The sequence below is a fragment of the Nocardia sp. N2S4-5 genome, from assembly GCF_044628355.1.
GTDB lineage: Bacteria > Actinomycetota > Actinomycetes > Mycobacteriales > Mycobacteriaceae > Nocardia > Nocardia wallacei_B.
On the sequence record NZ_JBIUPM010000001.1, the window covers coordinates 5,649,097 to 5,663,344 of the forward strand.

The 14,248-nt window shown below is 66.5% G+C and carries 17 protein-coding genes and 4 tRNA genes; 17 read left to right on the top strand and 4 right to left on the bottom strand.

The genetic code is table 11. From position 1 onward, the window contains the following. The first annotated feature begins 65 nt into the window (after positions 1 to 65). Entirely contained in the window at positions 66 to 572 is a 507-nt protein-coding gene (locus ACFMRZ_RS26120; RefSeq protein ID WP_400181131.1) for a DUF2505 domain-containing protein, read from the top strand. A gap of 44 nt (positions 573 to 616) precedes the next feature. On the opposite strand, the gene ACFMRZ_RS26125 is transcribed toward ACFMRZ_RS26120, so the two are convergent. From ACFMRZ_RS26125 to ACFMRZ_RS26135, 3 genes are all read right to left on the bottom strand, one after another. Beyond that, complete coding sequence (locus ACFMRZ_RS26125) at positions 617 to 1,078, bottom strand: VOC family protein (RefSeq protein WP_400181132.1); 462 nt, start codon at positions 1,076 to 1,078, stop codon at positions 617 to 619. Between the two features lie 185 nt (positions 1,079 to 1,263). After that, positions 1,264 to 1,692 carry a helix-turn-helix transcriptional regulator gene (locus tag ACFMRZ_RS26130; RefSeq protein ID WP_400181133.1) on the bottom strand — a complete coding sequence of 143 codons (429 nt, stop codon included), beginning with the start codon at positions 1,690 to 1,692 and terminating at the stop codon, positions 1,264 to 1,266. Positions 1,693 to 1,752: 60 nt separating this feature from the next. Continuing rightward, positions 1,753 to 3,018 carry a geranylgeranyl reductase family protein gene (locus tag ACFMRZ_RS26135; protein ID WP_400181134.1) on the bottom strand — a complete coding sequence of 422 codons (1,266 nt, stop codon included), beginning with the start codon at positions 3,016 to 3,018 and terminating at the stop codon, positions 1,753 to 1,755. 162 nt (positions 3,019 to 3,180) lie between these two features. Between ACFMRZ_RS26135 and ACFMRZ_RS26140 the strand changes: the two genes are divergently transcribed. Together ACFMRZ_RS26140 and htpX are read left to right on the top strand one after the other, a co-directional pair. Then, positions 3,181 to 4,203 (top strand): polyprenyl synthetase family protein, encoded by a 1,023-nt coding sequence (locus ACFMRZ_RS26140; RefSeq protein WP_280276217.1) that lies wholly within the window; start codon positions 3,181 to 3,183, stop codon positions 4,201 to 4,203. Positions 4,204 to 4,289: 86 nt separating this feature from the next. Continuing rightward, the gene (gene htpX / locus ACFMRZ_RS26145) at positions 4,290 to 5,177 is read left to right on the top strand and encodes a zinc metalloprotease HtpX (RefSeq protein WP_280276218.1); all 888 of its coding nucleotides are present in this window, start codon (positions 4,290 to 4,292) and stop codon (positions 5,175 to 5,177) included. 3 nt (positions 5,178 to 5,180) lie between these two features. Here the strand turns inward: htpX and ACFMRZ_RS26150 are convergent, their stop codons facing one another. Beyond that, positions 5,181 to 5,672: a YajQ family cyclic di-GMP-binding protein gene (locus ACFMRZ_RS26150; protein WP_400181135.1), complete on the bottom strand. Its 492-nt coding sequence runs from the start codon at positions 5,670 to 5,672 to the stop codon at positions 5,181 to 5,183. A 163-nt stretch (positions 5,673 to 5,835) separates the two neighbouring features. Between ACFMRZ_RS26150 and ACFMRZ_RS26155 the strand changes: the two genes are divergently transcribed. From ACFMRZ_RS26155 to ACFMRZ_RS26220, 14 genes are all read left to right on the top strand, one after another. After that, positions 5,836 to 5,916 (top strand) — tRNA-Tyr (locus ACFMRZ_RS26155). Positions 5,917 to 6,080: 164 nt separating this feature from the next. Next, positions 6,081 to 6,153, top strand: a tRNA-Thr gene (locus ACFMRZ_RS26160). A gap of 84 nt (positions 6,154 to 6,237) precedes the next feature. Further along, positions 6,238 to 6,310: transfer RNA gene (locus ACFMRZ_RS26165), tRNA-Met, on the top strand. A 45-nt stretch (positions 6,311 to 6,355) separates the two neighbouring features. Then, entirely contained in the window at positions 6,356 to 6,526 is a 171-nt protein-coding gene (gene rpmG, locus ACFMRZ_RS26170) for a 50S ribosomal protein L33 (protein WP_019049401.1), read from the top strand. A gap of 142 nt (positions 6,527 to 6,668) precedes the next feature. Beyond that, positions 6,669 to 7,754 (top strand): fused (3R)-hydroxyacyl-ACP dehydratase subunits HadA/HadB, encoded by a 1,086-nt coding sequence (locus ACFMRZ_RS26175; RefSeq protein ID WP_400182973.1) that lies wholly within the window; start codon positions 6,669 to 6,671, stop codon positions 7,752 to 7,754. A 213-nt stretch (positions 7,755 to 7,967) separates the two neighbouring features. Then, a tRNA-Trp gene (locus ACFMRZ_RS26180) sits at positions 7,968 to 8,040 on the top strand. 34 nt (positions 8,041 to 8,074) lie between these two features. Next, complete coding sequence (secE, locus tag ACFMRZ_RS26185; protein ID WP_280276220.1) at positions 8,075 to 8,479, top strand: preprotein translocase subunit SecE; 405 nt, start codon at positions 8,075 to 8,077, stop codon at positions 8,477 to 8,479. Positions 8,480 to 8,607: 128 nt separating this feature from the next. Further along, the gene (gene nusG / locus ACFMRZ_RS26190) at positions 8,608 to 9,429 is read left to right on the top strand and encodes a transcription termination/antitermination protein NusG (RefSeq protein ID WP_400181136.1); all 822 of its coding nucleotides are present in this window, start codon (positions 8,608 to 8,610) and stop codon (positions 9,427 to 9,429) included. A 70-nt stretch (positions 9,430 to 9,499) separates the two neighbouring features. Next, positions 9,500 to 9,934: a 50S ribosomal protein L11 gene (gene rplK, locus ACFMRZ_RS26195; protein WP_280276222.1), complete on the top strand. Its 435-nt coding sequence runs from the start codon at positions 9,500 to 9,502 to the stop codon at positions 9,932 to 9,934. A 66-nt stretch (positions 9,935 to 10,000) separates the two neighbouring features. Next, positions 10,001 to 10,714 (top strand): 50S ribosomal protein L1, encoded by a 714-nt coding sequence (gene rplA / locus ACFMRZ_RS26200; protein ID WP_280276223.1) that lies wholly within the window; start codon positions 10,001 to 10,003, stop codon positions 10,712 to 10,714. Between the two features lie 383 nt (positions 10,715 to 11,097). Continuing rightward, positions 11,098 to 11,649 (top strand): 50S ribosomal protein L10, encoded by a 552-nt coding sequence (gene rplJ, locus ACFMRZ_RS26205; protein ID WP_400181137.1) that lies wholly within the window; start codon positions 11,098 to 11,100, stop codon positions 11,647 to 11,649. Between the two features lie 41 nt (positions 11,650 to 11,690). Next, complete coding sequence (rplL, locus tag ACFMRZ_RS26210) at positions 11,691 to 12,077, top strand: 50S ribosomal protein L7/L12 (RefSeq protein WP_280276225.1); 387 nt, start codon at positions 11,691 to 11,693, stop codon at positions 12,075 to 12,077. A 259-nt stretch (positions 12,078 to 12,336) separates the two neighbouring features. Then, positions 12,337 to 13,413 (top strand): ABC transporter ATP-binding protein, encoded by a 1,077-nt coding sequence (locus ACFMRZ_RS26215; protein WP_280272741.1) that lies wholly within the window; start codon positions 12,337 to 12,339, stop codon positions 13,411 to 13,413. Between the two features lie 11 nt (positions 13,414 to 13,424). Then, on the top strand, positions 13,425 to 14,219 hold the full coding sequence (locus tag ACFMRZ_RS26220) for an ABC transporter permease (protein WP_280272742.1): 795 nt from the start codon (positions 13,425 to 13,427) through the stop codon (positions 14,217 to 14,219). The last annotated feature ends 29 nt before the right edge of the window (positions 14,220 to 14,248 follow it).

The window sequence follows — 14,248 nt, forward strand, 5'->3', positions numbered from 1 at the left end:
GATCAGACTGGGTGGTTTCCGACACCGCACAAGGCTATTGCATCGCTCGGATAGCGTGTGCGCCCATGTCCCGAAAATTCAGCTTCACCGTGTCATACACCGTCCCGGTAGAAGAGCTTCACCGGGCGATCACCAGCGACGAGATGTGGCAGGCCAGGTTCGACGGAGCCGAGACCGCCACCCTCGAGCTGTCCCGCCCCGACGGGCCGGGCACCATCCGTGTGCACATGACCGAACGCGCCCGGGAGGACAAGGTTCCGGCCCTCGTGCGCAAGGTGCTCAAGAGCGAGTTGGTGCTCGAGCGCACCGACAGCTGGGGAGCGCTCGAGGGCGATACCGCGAAGGGCACCTTCGTCGGCGCCTCCACGGGGATCACCACCGAAATGTCGGGGGCCTATGTGCTGCGGCCCACCGCGGAGGGCTCGGAGATCGAGGTCGCCGGGACCGTCTCGGTGAAGGTGCCGCTGGTGGGCGGCGCCATCGAGCCGCTGGCCGAGAATCTGCAGCAGCGGGTGGTCAACAGCGAGCGCAAGTTCATCGAGAACTGGCTGGCCACCACGGCCGACGCCTGATCCGGAGGCGGGCGCAGGCACGTTCCTGCGCCCGTGCCGCGGCCTCACTCGCGGTTCGAGTCCTCGCCCCACTCCGCGGTGGCCGGGTCGAACTCGCGCTTCTCGACCAGCACCAGCCAGTTTCCGGAGTTGTCTCGCATGACGGCTTCCACGCCGTAGGGGCGTTGCGACGGCGGCTGGACGAATTCGACGGCCTTGGCGGTGAGTTCCTCGTAGGTCTTCTGGCAGTTGTCGGTGTGCAGGCCCAGTGCTCCGTGGGTTCCGTTGGCCAGGGCGCGGCGGATCGCGTCGGCGAGGGTGTCGTCCAGGGGCGGGCCGGGGACCATGAGGGCCACCTCGAGTTCCGGGTGATCCGGCTGTGCGACGGTCACCCAGCGAAAACCGTTGTCTCCCATGGTGATATCGGCGCTCTCGACGAAGCCCAGCTTGTCGATGTACCACTGCTTGGCTTCGGTCTGGTCGGTGACGTAGACGGTGACCAGTGAGACGTTCGTGATGGTTGGCATGGGGGCAAGCGTATGGAGTGCTGGTGGTCTGCGGCTTCTCTAAAATTGCTGTATTTTTGGCCTCCGCTTCGCTCCGGCGGGTTTTCGGCGCCCTTGGTCTCGGTTTTCGGGTGCCGTTGCTGGCTCCTTCGTCGCATTGCAACGGCACCCGAAAACCGAGACGCGCCGAAAACCTTGTGGGTTGTTCAGCTGTGGGGTTTTCTGTCGGAGAGGCCGTGCATGAAGATGTAGCAGCCGGGGATCAGGGGGGCGCCTTGGGTGGCGAATTTGGCTTGGTAGGCGGAGGGGGGCATGCCTACCAGTTCGGTGAATTTTCGGCTGAACGAGCCGAGGCTGGTGTAGCCGACCAGGGTGCATGCCTCGGTTACGGTGATGTTCGTGGCTCGGAGTAGGTCCTGGGCGCGTTCTATGCGGCGTTCGGCCAGGTAGAGGGCGGGGGTTTTGCCGTAGGTGGCGGCGAAGCAGCGTAGGAAGTAGTACTTGGATACGCCTGCGGCCGCGGCTAGGGCGTCCAGGTCCAAGGGGGTGGCGTAGTGGCGGTCGGCATGGTCGCGTGCTCGCCGGAGATGTGGGAGCAGTTCCAGCGGGGGGTCGGTGCGGCGGCGGTCGCTCACCCTCCGATCTTCGCTCGAGGGTGTGACAGGAACCAGTTCGAGCTGGTGACGGGGACCGACTCAGGTGAAGGGGGGTAGATCGTCGAAGCGCATCGAACCGTGGGCCGCGAGGCGCCAGGCCCGGGCGGTCAGGTCGGCGTCCTCCTCGGTGACCAGATTCCCCATGACCCGGACCGCGGTGCGCTGCAGATACTTCGACCGCATCACCGGCGGACCGCCCGTGGGCACCATGCGCGGATGGGTGGCCAGCGCGGCGATTCGGCGTGCCACCGAGAACGTGCGGCCGTAGCGGGCGCGCAGCAGGTCCGGCCACAGGGTGGTCAGGTCCGGCTCGTCGAGCAGACCGGCCAGCAGGTGGCCGCCCTCCAGCCCGTAGTCGATGCCCTCGCCGTTGAGCGGATTCACGCAACCGGCGGCGTCGCCGACCAGCGCCCAGTTCCGCCCGGCCACCCCGGATACCGCGCCGCCCATCGGCAGCAGCGCCGAGGCGACCGCACGCGTCTCGCCCTCGAACTCCCATTCGCGGCGGCGCAGCGAAACATAATGCTGCAGTAGGGGTTTCAGGGCTATATGGGAAGGCCGCCGCTCGGTTGCCAGCGAACCCACGCCGATGTTCACCTCGCCGTTGCCGAGCGGGAACACCCAGCCGTAACCGGGTACCAGGGTGTCGTCGGCGTCGCGCAACTCCAGGTGCGAGGTGATCCACGGATCGTCGCTGCGCCCCGACTTGATGTAGGCGCGGGCGGCCACGCCGTAGGCGAAGCGGCGATGCCAGGTCCGCCCGAGCAGCTTCCCGACCGGTGAGCGCACCCCGTCCGCCACGATCAAGGTTCGGCAGGTGATGTCCTGCGTGCCGGAACCGGTGCGCACGGTGACCCCGGTGACCCGATCGCCCGCGCGCAGCACGTCGACCACTCGCACCCCCTCGGCCATCCGGGCGCCCCACTCCACCGCCGTCGCGCGCAGCTTGTCGTCGAGTTCGGTGCGGGCGACGGCACTTCCGTAGCGCGGGAAGGAACCACCCGGCCAGGTCAGCAGGGCCTCGCGGCCGAATCCGGTCATGCGCAGGCCGCGGTTGACGGTATGTGCGCGCAGCCAGTCGCCCAGCCCGAGATGCTCGAGTTCGGCCGTCGCGCGGGGTGTCAGCCCGTCGCCGCAGGTCTTGTCGCGCGGGAACACCGCGGCATCGGTCAGCAGCACGTCGCGTCCGTCGCGGGCGGCCCAGGCGGCCGCGGCCGAGCCCGCCGGACCCGCGCCGACCACCACCACGTCGGCGTGGCGGGGCGTCGCGTCGCCGCTCGCGGTACTGGCATCCCCTGCACCCATGGGCTCAATACTTGCAGTACCGGTTCGGGGTGTCGAAGGCGCCGCACGTTCCGGGCCGCGCCGGCTGTCTGATTCGTCCCAGAGTGACTCCGTTCATGGGCACGTCATCCCCGACACGCTAGGTTCTTGGGTGTGGGGACGGAACCGGCAGTGGGAGATGGCATGAGTGCATCGTCTGTGACCGATGAGACCACCGTGGTCGCCGGGGTCGATCTCGGCGATGCAGAACTCGCTTCGACCGTGCGCAACGGTCTGGAGGAGGTCGAGAAGCTACTGATCGCCGAGCTGTCGGACGGGGAGGAATTCCTGCAGGAGGCCGCGCTGCACCTGGCCAAGGCCGGTGGCAAGCGCTTCCGCCCGCTGTTCACCATCCTCACCGGACAGCTGGGTCCGCGCCCGACCGATCCGGAGCTGATCACCGCCGGCACCGTCGTCGAACTGGTGCATTTGGCCACCCTGTACCACGACGATGTGATGGACGAGGCGTCCATGCGCCGCGGCGCGCCGAGCGTGAATTCCCGCTGGGGCAACAGCATTGCGATCCTCGCCGGCGACTACCTGTTCGCCCACGCCTCGCGGCTGGTGTCCACGCTGGGCCCCGACGCGGTCCGCGTCATCGCCGAGACGTTCGCCGAACTCGTCACCGGTCAGATGCGAGAAACCATGGGGGCCAAGCAATCTCAGGACCCGGTCGAACACTATCTGCGGGTGGTGTGGGAGAAGACGGGTTCGCTGATCGCCGCCGCGGGCCGATTCGGCGGCACCTTCTCCGGCGCCGGCCTGGAACACGTCGAGCGGCTGGCCCGCCTCGGCGACGCGGTCGGCACGGCGTTCCAGATCTCCGACGACATCATCGACATCGCCTCGGTGTCCGAGCAGTCCGGCAAGACCCCCGGCACCGATCTGCGCGAGGGGGTGCACACCCTGCCGGTGCTGTACGCGCTGCGCGACGAGGGCGCCGAGGGGGACCGGCTACGCAAGCTGCTGGCCCGCCCGCTGGAGACCGACGCGGAGGTCACCGAGGCGCTGGAGCTGCTGTCCCGCTCCCGCGGCATGGTGCTGGCCAAGGAGAAGCTGCAGGGCTACGCCGACATCGCGCACGCCGAGCTGTCCGCGCTGCCGGGCGGCCCGGCCAACGAGGCGCTGGAACGCCTGGTCCGCTACACCATCGAGCGGGTCGGATAGTTCACAGCCCGGCCCGGAACCTTCGCCCGGCCCTCCGTCGTTGACCAGCTGTAACGCAATCGAGAACGGGGGCGTGAAGGAGTGCGATGCACGGGCACGGTGGGTTCGGTAACGGACTGAAGACGTTCGGGTTGATGGTCGGGCTCTCGGCGCTGATCGTGTTCGCCGGAGCGCTGTTCCGCAATCCGACCATCCTGGTGATCGCGATCCTGCTCGCCGTCGGGATGAACGCGTACGCCTACTTCAACAGCGACAAGCTGGCGCTGAAGGCGATGCACGCGCAGCCCGTCTCCGAGCTGGAGGCGCCGGTCATCTACAAGATCGTGCGCGAGCTGGCGACGGCGGCGCGCCAGCCCATGCCGCGGCTGTACATCAGCCCGACCAACGCCCCCAACGCCTTTGCCACCGGCCGCAATCCCCGGCACGCCGCCGTCTGCTGCACCAGCGGCATCCTGCAGATTCTCGACGAACGTGAGTTGCGGGCGGTGCTCGGGCACGAGCTGTCGCACGTCTACAACCGCGACATCCTGATCTCCTCGGTGGCCGGGGCGATGGCGGCCGTCATCTCCGGCCTGGCCAACCTGGCCTTCTTCGCCAGCATGTTCGGCGGCGGCAACCGCGAGGGCGAGGGCCCGAACATGCTGGGTGTCCTACTGGTCTCCCTGCTGGGTCCGATTGCCGCCACGCTGGTCAAGCTGGCCGTCTCCCGGTCCCGCGAATATCAGGCCGACCAGGACGGCGCCGCCCTGACCGGCGACCCGCTGGCCCTGGCCGCGGCGCTGCGCAAACTCGAACGCGGTACCCAGGCGGCCCCGCTGCCGCCCGAACCGCAGCTGACCTCCCAGTCGCACCTGATGATCGCCAACCCCTTCCGCGCCGGCGACCGCATGGCCCGCTGGTTCTCCACCCACCCGCCGATGGACGAACGCATCGCCCGCTTGGAGCAGATGGCCGGAGGGCCGCGCGCCCGTTGAGCCCTATCGGTAGTTCACGAATTGCAGTGCCACGTCGAAGTCGGCGCCCTTGAGCAGGGAGATGACCGCCTGCAGGTCGTCGCGCTTCTTGCCGCTGACGCGTAGCTCGTCACCCTGGATCTGAGCCTTGACGCCCTTGGGGCCCTCGTCGCGAATCTTCTTCGCGATCTTCTTCGCGTTCTCGGTGGAGATGCCCTGCACGAGCGTGCCCGTGATCTTGTACACCTTTCCGGAGGACTGCGGCTCGCCGGCGTCGAAGGCCTTCAGCGAGATGTCCCGGCGAATCAGCTTCTCCTTGAAGACATCGAGCGCGGCCTTCACCCGGTCCTCGGACTCGGCGGACACCACGATCTTCTCCTCGCCGGACCACTCGATGCTCGCGCCGGTACCGCGGAAGTCGTAGCGGGTGTTCAGCTCTTTCGCCGCCTGATTGAGTGCGTTGTCGACCTCCTGCCGATCGACCTTGCTCACCACATCGAAAGACGAATCGGCCACCCTGCGCTCCTGTCTGAGATTGCGATCCGGACGTTCCGGTAGCAGAAGACTTCTACCCCGAACCATCGAAGTTAGTCTCGCGGGCATCGGCTTGGCCAGCCGGTTTGCGTCCAGGGGCCAGGGTCGTTGTATTCTGCTCAGCGCGCTGATTCGAGCGCGACCAGGCGGATTGCCCGAGTGGCCAAAGGGAGCTGACTGTAAATCAGCCGCGAAAGCTTCGGAGGTTCGAATCCTTCATCCGCCACCTTCTCAGGCCCGCCCCGGTTTCGGGGCGGGCCTGTGTCGTTCCCGAGCGGTTTGTGGGGCTTGACCAGCCAATTTGGTAACCATGCGGTCGGGTGTGTAACCTCGTTCAAGGCTTCGGCGCCCCGGGTGCGAGCGATCGTCACACGGAGCGCGAGTAGCTGTGCCCCCTTAGCTCAGTCGGCAGAGCGTTTCCATGGTAAGGAAAAGGTCAACGGTTCGATTCCGTTAGGGGGCTCGCCGGATTGCCGGTGGTGACCGACTCGGCACTCTGAGCACTAGAATCGAGGGCCGGGCCGCACCGCCGCAGTACCGCGCATATGGCGGTGTAGCTCAGGCGGTAGAGCAAACGACTCATAATCGTTGTGTCGCCGGTTCGAGTCCGGCCATCGCTACCCATACTGATTGACCCTCTAGGTTGACCGGAAAGAAGGCATATCGTGGCCGCGAAGTCCACCGATGTCCGGCCAAAGATCACCTTGGCCTGCGAAGAGTGCAAGCATCGCAACTACATCACCAAGAAGAATCGGCGTAACGACCCGGACCGCCTCGAGCTGAAGAAGTTCTGCCCGAACTGCGGCACCCACCGGGCCCACCGCGAGTCTCGCTAAATCTCTCCACGCGTGCACGCTGCCGCGTTGGTCTGAAGTGCCGGAGCAGGTCCTCACCGCTCCGGCACTTGGTGTAAGTGCGGTGGCGAGCGCTCAGCCGACTCCCGGTAGTGGGGTCAGATAGGGACAGCCTTCCGTGACAATCAACACCGGCACCGACGTCGAAACGGCCGAGCGAACCGCCGAGGCGAACGGCACGCCACTGGATCCCGCGGCCCAGGCGGCGGCCATGGTCGGCCACCATTACCGCGTCGACGACTACTACGAGGTCGGCCGCGAGAAGGTGCGCGAGTACGCCCGCGCCGTGCAGGACTACCACCCGGTGCACTGGGACGAGGACGTCGCCGAGGAGTACGGCCACGACAGCCTGGTCGCGCCGCTGACCTTCATCTCCCTGGTCGGAATTCTGGCCCAGCGCAAGCTGTTCGAGCAGGTCGTCACCGGCTACGACCTGAGCCAGATCATGCAAACCGACCAGATCCTGGAATTCCACCGCCCGATCCGGGTCGGCGACCAGCTCGTCTGCGACGTGTACCTGCACTCGTTCCGGCAGGCCCCCGGCGGCGCCGACATGATCGTCACCAAGAACATCGTGACCGCGCAGAACGACGAGCTGGTGCTCACCACCTACACCACGCTGGTCGGCCGCAGCGGCGCCGAGATCGACCCGAGCATGGGCGAAGCCGTCCGCAACGTGCTGATGCACGGCATCGGCGAGGCGCCCAGCCACCATCCGCGTACCGGCGCCACGTCCGCCACGCCGCCGGCGACGCCCACCGTCGCGCCCGCCGCCGCGTCGAGCAAGCGCGGGCTGAAGTTCGAGGACGTGACCGTCGGCGCCGAGCTGCCGCCGCGCATCGTCCGGCTCACCCGCGGCGATCTGGTCAACTACGCCGGTGTCTCCGGCGACGCCAACCCCATTCACTGGAGCGACGACGTGGTGCGGCTCGTCGGCCTGGACGGCGTGGTGGCGCACGGCATGCTGACCATGGGCCTGGGCGGCGGCTTCATCACCTCCTGGCTGCGCGATCCGGGTGCGGTCAAGGAGTACAACGTCCGGTTCACCAGCCCGGTCTACGTGCCCGCCGACCGCCCGGCCGAGATCGAGTACACCGGCAAGGTGAAGTCGGTGGACCCCGAGACGCGCACGGCCGTCGTGGCCATCGTCGCGAAATCGGAGGGGCGTAAGATCTTCGGTCGTGCGACCGCGACGGTGCAGCTGGTGTGATCGAGCCGCGCGGCCGGACCCGATTGGCGGTCCCGAGGATCGGTAACGTACACTCGGGTTTCTGGGGTCACCAGCCGCTGCGCGCTGCTCTGAAGGGGCTGGTTCCGGACGGGAAACCGTCGGGGCCGGCATCGCCGGAGCGGCGCGCGTGTTGTGTGATACCCGGGCACAACTGAAGAAAACGGTGCTGGATAACGACAGACGTCCAGCCGAAGGGGCGTAGCTCAATTGGCAGAGCAGCGGTCTCCAAAACCGCAGGTTGCAGGTTCAAGTCCTGTCGCCCCTGCACTGGATGCCAGCGACGACAGCGAGGAGTGGGCGTGAGCGACGAGCGGGACATTCGCCACGGCGCGCATGCGTCCGATGACGATGACACCGCGGTGAGTCGGCCGAGCGGTAAGCGGTCGGCTCGTCGGGCTCGCGGCTCGTCCTCGCGGACGGAGACGGGCGCGGTCGCCACCATCGATCGCACCGGTGCCGACCCGGCGGCGCGCAAGGCGTCCAAGTCGGCGGACAAGAAGGCGCGCGGTTCTTCGAATCCGCTCAAGCGCCTGGTGAAGTTCCTGCGTGAGGTGGTCTCGGAACTCCGTAAGGTGATCTGGCCCAACCGCAAGCAGATGGTCACCTATACGAGCGTGGTCTTGGTGTTCGTGGTCTTCATGGTCGCGTTCATCGCCGGGTTGGATGTGGCGTTCATCAAGGGTGTCAACTGGCTGTTCGGCTAGCTGACCGTCGGCGCCGGTAACCGTCCCCGGACAGGTCGGACTTCGGTCGGCCCGGGGCGGAACCATCCGCTGGAGAGACATCCGGCACGCAGAGGAAGTTAGTGACGACACAGGAAGCGAGTGCCCCAGTGAGCACCCCGGAGAACGGCACAACCGAAGAGTTCCCGGTCGACGACGCGGTGGAGCAGTCCATCGCCGACGAGACCGTCGCGGACTCCGCGGACTCCGCGCCGGCCGCGGAGCCCACTCCCGAGGAGTCGACTGCCGAGGAGTCCGCTGCGGAACCCACCGCGGCGGAGCCCGAGGAGGCCGACGCACCCGCCGACCCGGTCGCGGAGATGAAGGCCGCGCTGCGGCGCGCCCCCGGCGACTGGTACGTCGTTCACTCCTACGCCGGCTACGAGAACAAGGTGAAGGCCAACCTCGAGACCCGCGTGCAGAACCTGGGCCTCGAGGACTACATCTTCCAGGTCGAGGTGCCGACCGAGCAGGTCACCGAGATCAAGAACGGCCAGCGCAAGAACGTGCAGCGCAAGGTGCTGCCCGGCTACATCCTGGTGCGGATGGACCTCAACGACGAGTCGTGGGGCGCGGTGCGCAACACCCCGGGCGTCACCGGATTCGTCGGCGCCACCTCGCGCCCCTCGCCGCTGTCCATCGACGACGTGGTGAAGTTCCTGATCCCGGCCGACCAGCAGCAGAAGAAGCCGGCCGCCGCGTCGAGCGCCGCCGCCGGCGGCGAGTCCGCCACCGAGACCGCGCCCAAGCCGGCCATCGAGGTCGACTTCGAGGTCGGCGAGTCGGTGACCGTCATGGACGGCCCGTTCGCGACGCTGCCGGCCAGCATCTCCGAGGTCAACGCCGAGCAGCAGAAGCTCAAGGTGCTGGTGTCGATCTTCGGTCGCGAGACCCCGGTCGAACTCGCGTTCACCCAGGTCGCGAAGATCTAAGGACTTCCGGGGCGCGCCCCCGGAGCAGGCTTGCGGAAATCCGTAAGGAACCTATACCAAGGAAAGAAAGATGCCCCCCAAGAAGAAGAAGGTCTCTGGGCTCATCAAGCTCCAGATCCAGGCCGGCCAGGCGAACCCCGCGCCGCCGGTGGGTCCCGCGCTCGGTCAGCACGGCGTCAACATCATGGAGTTCTGCAAGGCGTACAACGCCGCGACCGAGTCGCAGCGTGGCAACGTCATCCCGGTCGAGATCACGGTCTACGAAGACCGCTCGTTCGACTTCAAGCTGAAGACTCCGCCCGCCGCCAAGCTGCTGCTGAAGGCCGCCGGTGTGCAGAAGGGTTCGCCCGAGCCGCACCGCAACAAGGTCGCCACGGTCACCATGGATCAGATCCGCGAGATCGCCAAGACCAAGCAGGAAGACCTGAACGCCAACAACCTCGATCAGGCGGCGAAGATCATCGCGGGCACCGCTCGCTCGATGGGTATCACCATCTCCGAGTGAGGCTCCAGGTGGGAGGGACGGCCAGTCCCGGAAACCACGTCTGAACCACGAACAGGACAGAGAATCATGGCAAAACGAAGCAAGGCTTATCTCGAGGCGGCCGCCAAGGTCGACCGCGCTCAGCTCTACTCGCCGCTGGCCGCTACCCGGCTGGCGAAGGAGACCGCCACCACGAAGACCGACGCGACCGTCGAGGTCGCCGTCCGTCTCGGTGTCGATCCCCGCAAGGCCGACCAGATGGTGCGCGGCACCGTCAACCTGCCGCACGGCACCGGTAAGACCGCGCGCGTCATCGTGTTCGCCGCCGGCGAGAAGGCCGCCGAGGCCGAGGCCGCCGGTGCCGACGCCGTGGGCGCCGAGGACCTGATCGAGCGGATCCAGGGCGGCTGGCTGGACTTCGACGCCGCCATCGCCACCCCGGACCAGATGGCCAAGGTCGGCCGCATCGCGCGCGTGCTGGGCCCCCGCGGCCTGATGCCGAACCCGAAGACGGGCACCGTCACCACCGACGTGACCAAGGCCGTCAACGAGATCAAGGGCGGCAAGATCAACTTCCGCGTCGACAAGCAGGCCAACCTGCACTTCGTGATCGGCAAGGCCTCCTTCGAAGAGAAGAACCTGGTCGAGAACTACGGCGCCGCCCTCGAGGAGATCCTGCGCCTCAAGCCCTCCACAGCGAAGGGCCGCTACGTCAAGAAGGTGACGATTTCGACGAACACCGGCCCGGGCATCCCGGTGGACCCGAACCGCACCCGCAACCTCACCGACGAGGACGCGTAAGTAGCGCAACAGGTTTCGAAGGGCCGGTACCTCCGCGGTGCCGGCCCTTCGGCTTTCGCCGGACCCCGTTTTGGCAGATGGATGGGGGTTCGGTTATCCTGGACAACGGTCGTCGGCCTGTTCGGCGATCAACCCCCATAGTTCTACCGAAGACCGTTGGTCGCTGCCCTCGGGCAGTCGAAGGTCCGGCGATATTGCCGGCGGCCCACGCAGGGAGAACCGAGGACGGAACAACTGCAGGCTGGTGCCGTACATCGGTAGTCTGCGCTGATTCTTGTGCGCCCCGGAACCCTCTGCGTCCGGGGCGTCAGCTTTGTCGCCGGGGCGCCTCCAACGGAGTCGGTAGTTCGCAACGAACCGACCATCCAGAGAGGAGGCGAAGTATGGCAAAGACCTGGAAGGTCGACGCGGTCGAGGAGATCACCGAGCAGTTCAAGGGCTCCACCGCCACCGTGATCACGGAATACCGTGGTCTGTCGGTCGGCAAGCTCACCGAGCTGCGCCGGGCCCTGGGCGAGAACGCCACCTACTCCGTCGCCAAGAACACCCTGGTCAAGCGTGCCGCCGCCGAGGCGGGCGTGGAAGGCCTGGATGACTTGTTCGTCGGTCCGACCGCCATCACCTTCATCAGCGGTGAGCCGGTCGAGGCCGCCAAGGCGCTGAAGACCTTCGCCAAGGACAACAAGGCGCTGGTCATCAAGGGCGGCTACATGGACGGCGCGCCGCTGTCCGTGTCCGAGGTCGAGCGGATCGCCGACCTGGAGTCCCGCGAGGTGCTGCTGTCCAAGTTGGCAGGCGCCATGAAGGGCAACCTCACCAAGGCGGCCGGCCTGTTCGCCGCGCCCGCCGGTCAGGTGGCTCGCCTGTTCGCCGCGCTCGAGGACAAGAAGCGCGCCGAGGGCGGCGAAGCCGCAACGGCCGCCGATGCCGAATAAGTCGTTCCCCCAACCCAAGACATCACCGAAAGGAAGCCATCATGGCCAACGTTGACGAGCTGCTCGAGACCATCGGCGGCATGACCCTGCTCGAGCTGTCGGACTTCGTCAAGAAGTTCGAGGAGAAGTTCGAGGTTACCGCGGCCGCTCCGGTCGCCGTCGCCGCCGTCGGTGGCGCCGCCGGTGGCGCCCCGGCCGAGGCCGCCGAGGAGCAGGACGAGTTCGACGTCATCCTCGAGGGTGCCGGCGACAAGAAGATCCAGGTCATCAAGGTCGTCCGCGAGATCGTGTCCGGCCTGGGCCTGAAGGAGGCCAAGGACCTGGTCGAGGGCGCTCCGAAGCCCATCCTGGAGAAGGTCGCCAAGGAGGCCGCCGACGCCGCCAAGGCCAAGCTGGAAGAGGCCGGCGCCAAGGTGTCCGTCAAGTAATAACGGTCGCACCGTTTTCGGAGCGGGCGGTTCCCTCGTGGAACCGCCCGCTTCCGCCATTTAAAGGAATAGCTCCCTTCTATATGGAGCCATGGTTCGATGTGACAAAGTTTCTACCGACGAGTCAGGTAGTCTGTCCCGGACTGGCGGCATGCGATACAGTGACCGCACCCCAGTGTGCCGCGTCACATACCGCTGGTAATGCCGTGTCGTGACGTAGCCGCTCGGGCGCTCGTCCGAAGAATTCGTGGAGGTTGGCGTGGGCGTCGAGGTCAGGACCGAAGCTGTTACCAAATCATTCGGTTCACAGCGTATTTGGCAGGACGTCACGCTGACGCTGCCCCCGGGGGAAGTCAGTGCGCTGCTCGGCCCGTCCGGTACCGGTAAGTCCGTGTTCCTGAAGTCGTTGATCGGGCTGCTGCGCCCGGAGCGCGGCTCGATTTTCATCGACGGCACCGACATCACCACCTGCTCGAACAAGGAGCTCTACGAGATCCGCAAGTTGTTCGGCGTTCTGTTCCAGGACGGCGCGCTGTTCGGCTCGATGAATCTGTTCGACAACGTGGCCTTCCCGCTGCGCGAGCACACCAAGAAGAGTGAATCCGAGATCAAGAAGATCGTCATGGAGAAGCTCGAGCTGACGGGTCTGCTGGGCGCCGAGGGTAAGCTGCCCGGTGAGATCTCCGGTGGTATGCGCAAGCGTGCCGGCCTGGCCCGCGCGCTGGTGCTGGACCCGCAGATCATCCTCGTCGACGAGCCGGACTCGGGTCTGGATCCGGTTCGCACGACCTATCTTTCGCAGCTGTTGATCGACATCAACGCGCAGATCGACGCGACGATCCTGATCGTGACGCACAACATCAACCTGGCCCGCACCGTGCCCGACAACATCGGCATGCTGTTCCGTCGCCAGCTGGTCATGTTCGGCCCCCGCGAGGTGTTGCTGACGTCGGAGGAGCCGGTGGTCAAGCAGTTCCTCAACGGCCGCATGGTCGGTCCGATCGGCATGTCGGAGGAGAAGGACGAGGCACAGATGGCGCGCGAGCAGGCGCTCGCCGACGCCGGCCACTACGACAACGGCACCGACGAGATCGAGGGCATCATCCCGCAGATGAAGGCCACCCCCGGAATGCCGTTCCGACAGGCCGTGGAGCGCCGCCGGCACCGGGTCATGGAGATCATGCACACCCTGCCACACACGGCCCAGGTGGCGATCCAGGAATCGCTGTCGGAGAACGGCGATACACAAGTGTTGCCCGCCTATACCGGTAACGCTCCGGAATATCAGGGCGGCGCGTACGACACCACCGTGCGTCACAACCCAACCAACGGGTAACATACGCAGCCGTGAATCAAACCCTGACGCGGCTGCGCACTCCGGTCGAGTCGGGTTTTGCCCAGGCTGGCAACATCTTTGCGCTGCTCATCAATGTCGCGCGCAAAACGTTCGCCAGACCCTTCCAATGGCGTGAGTTCGTCGAGCAGTCGTGGTTCATCGCGAGCGTCTCGATCCTCCCTGCGGCCTTGGTGGCAATCCCGTTCGGCGCCGTTGTGGCTTTGCAGACCGGTTCACTGATCAAGCAGCTGGGAGCCGAGGCATTCACCGGTGCTACCAGTGTGCTGGCGACCGTTCAACAGGCCGCTCCCGTCGTCACCGCGCTGATCATCGCCGGTGCCGCGGGTTCGGCCGTCGCCGCCGATCTGGGCTCGCGGACCATTCGCGAGGAGATCGACGCGATGGAGGTGCTCGGCATCGACCCGGTGCAGCGGCTGGTCGTGCCGCGCGTGCTCGGCATGATGTTGGTCGCGGTTCTGCTCAACGGCCTGGTGTCGGTGGTCGGCATCTGCGGCGGCTACGGATTCAACGTGCTGCTGCAGGGCGGCACGCCGGGCGCGTATCTGGCCTCGTTCTCCGCGCTGGCCCAGCTGCCCGATCTGTGGATCGGCGAGATCAAGGCGATCATCTTCGGACTGATCGCGGGCGTCATCGCCGCGTACAAGGGGCTGCATCCCAAGGGGGGACCGAAAGGAGTGGGTGACGCGGTGAACCAATCCGTGGTGATCACCTTCCTGGTGCTCTTCTTCGTCAATCTGATTCTGACGTTGGTGTACCTGCAGGTCGTCCCGGCCAAGGGCTCCTGACCCATGGTGGTGGCACAGCGTTCCCCGAT

Bases quoted from the DNA above. Each gene is read 5' to 3' on its own strand.
- ACFMRZ_RS26120 (WP_400181131.1), top strand. From the start codon at position 66: ATGTCCCGAAAATTCAGCTTCACCGTGTCATACACCGTCCCGGTAGAA.
- ACFMRZ_RS26125 (WP_400181132.1), bottom strand. From the start codon at position 1,078: ATGCCAACCATCACGAACGTCTCACTGGTCACCGTCTACGTCACCGAC.
- ACFMRZ_RS26135 (WP_400181134.1), bottom strand. From the start codon at position 3,018: ATGGGTGCAGGGGATGCCAGTACCGCGAGCGGCGACGCGACGCCCCGC.
- ACFMRZ_RS26140 (WP_280276217.1), top strand. From the start codon at position 3,181: ATGAGTGCATCGTCTGTGACCGATGAGACCACCGTGGTCGCCGGGGTC.
- htpX (WP_280276218.1), top strand. From the start codon at position 4,290: ATGCACGGGCACGGTGGGTTCGGTAACGGACTGAAGACGTTCGGGTTG.
- rplK (WP_280276222.1), top strand. From the start codon at position 9,500: ATGCCCCCCAAGAAGAAGAAGGTCTCTGGGCTCATCAAGCTCCAGATC.
- rplA (WP_280276223.1), top strand. From the start codon at position 10,001: ATGGCAAAACGAAGCAAGGCTTATCTCGAGGCGGCCGCCAAGGTCGAC.
- rplJ (WP_400181137.1), top strand. From the start codon at position 11,098: ATGGCAAAGACCTGGAAGGTCGACGCGGTCGAGGAGATCACCGAGCAG.
- rplL (WP_280276225.1), top strand. From the start codon at position 11,691: ATGGCCAACGTTGACGAGCTGCTCGAGACCATCGGCGGCATGACCCTG.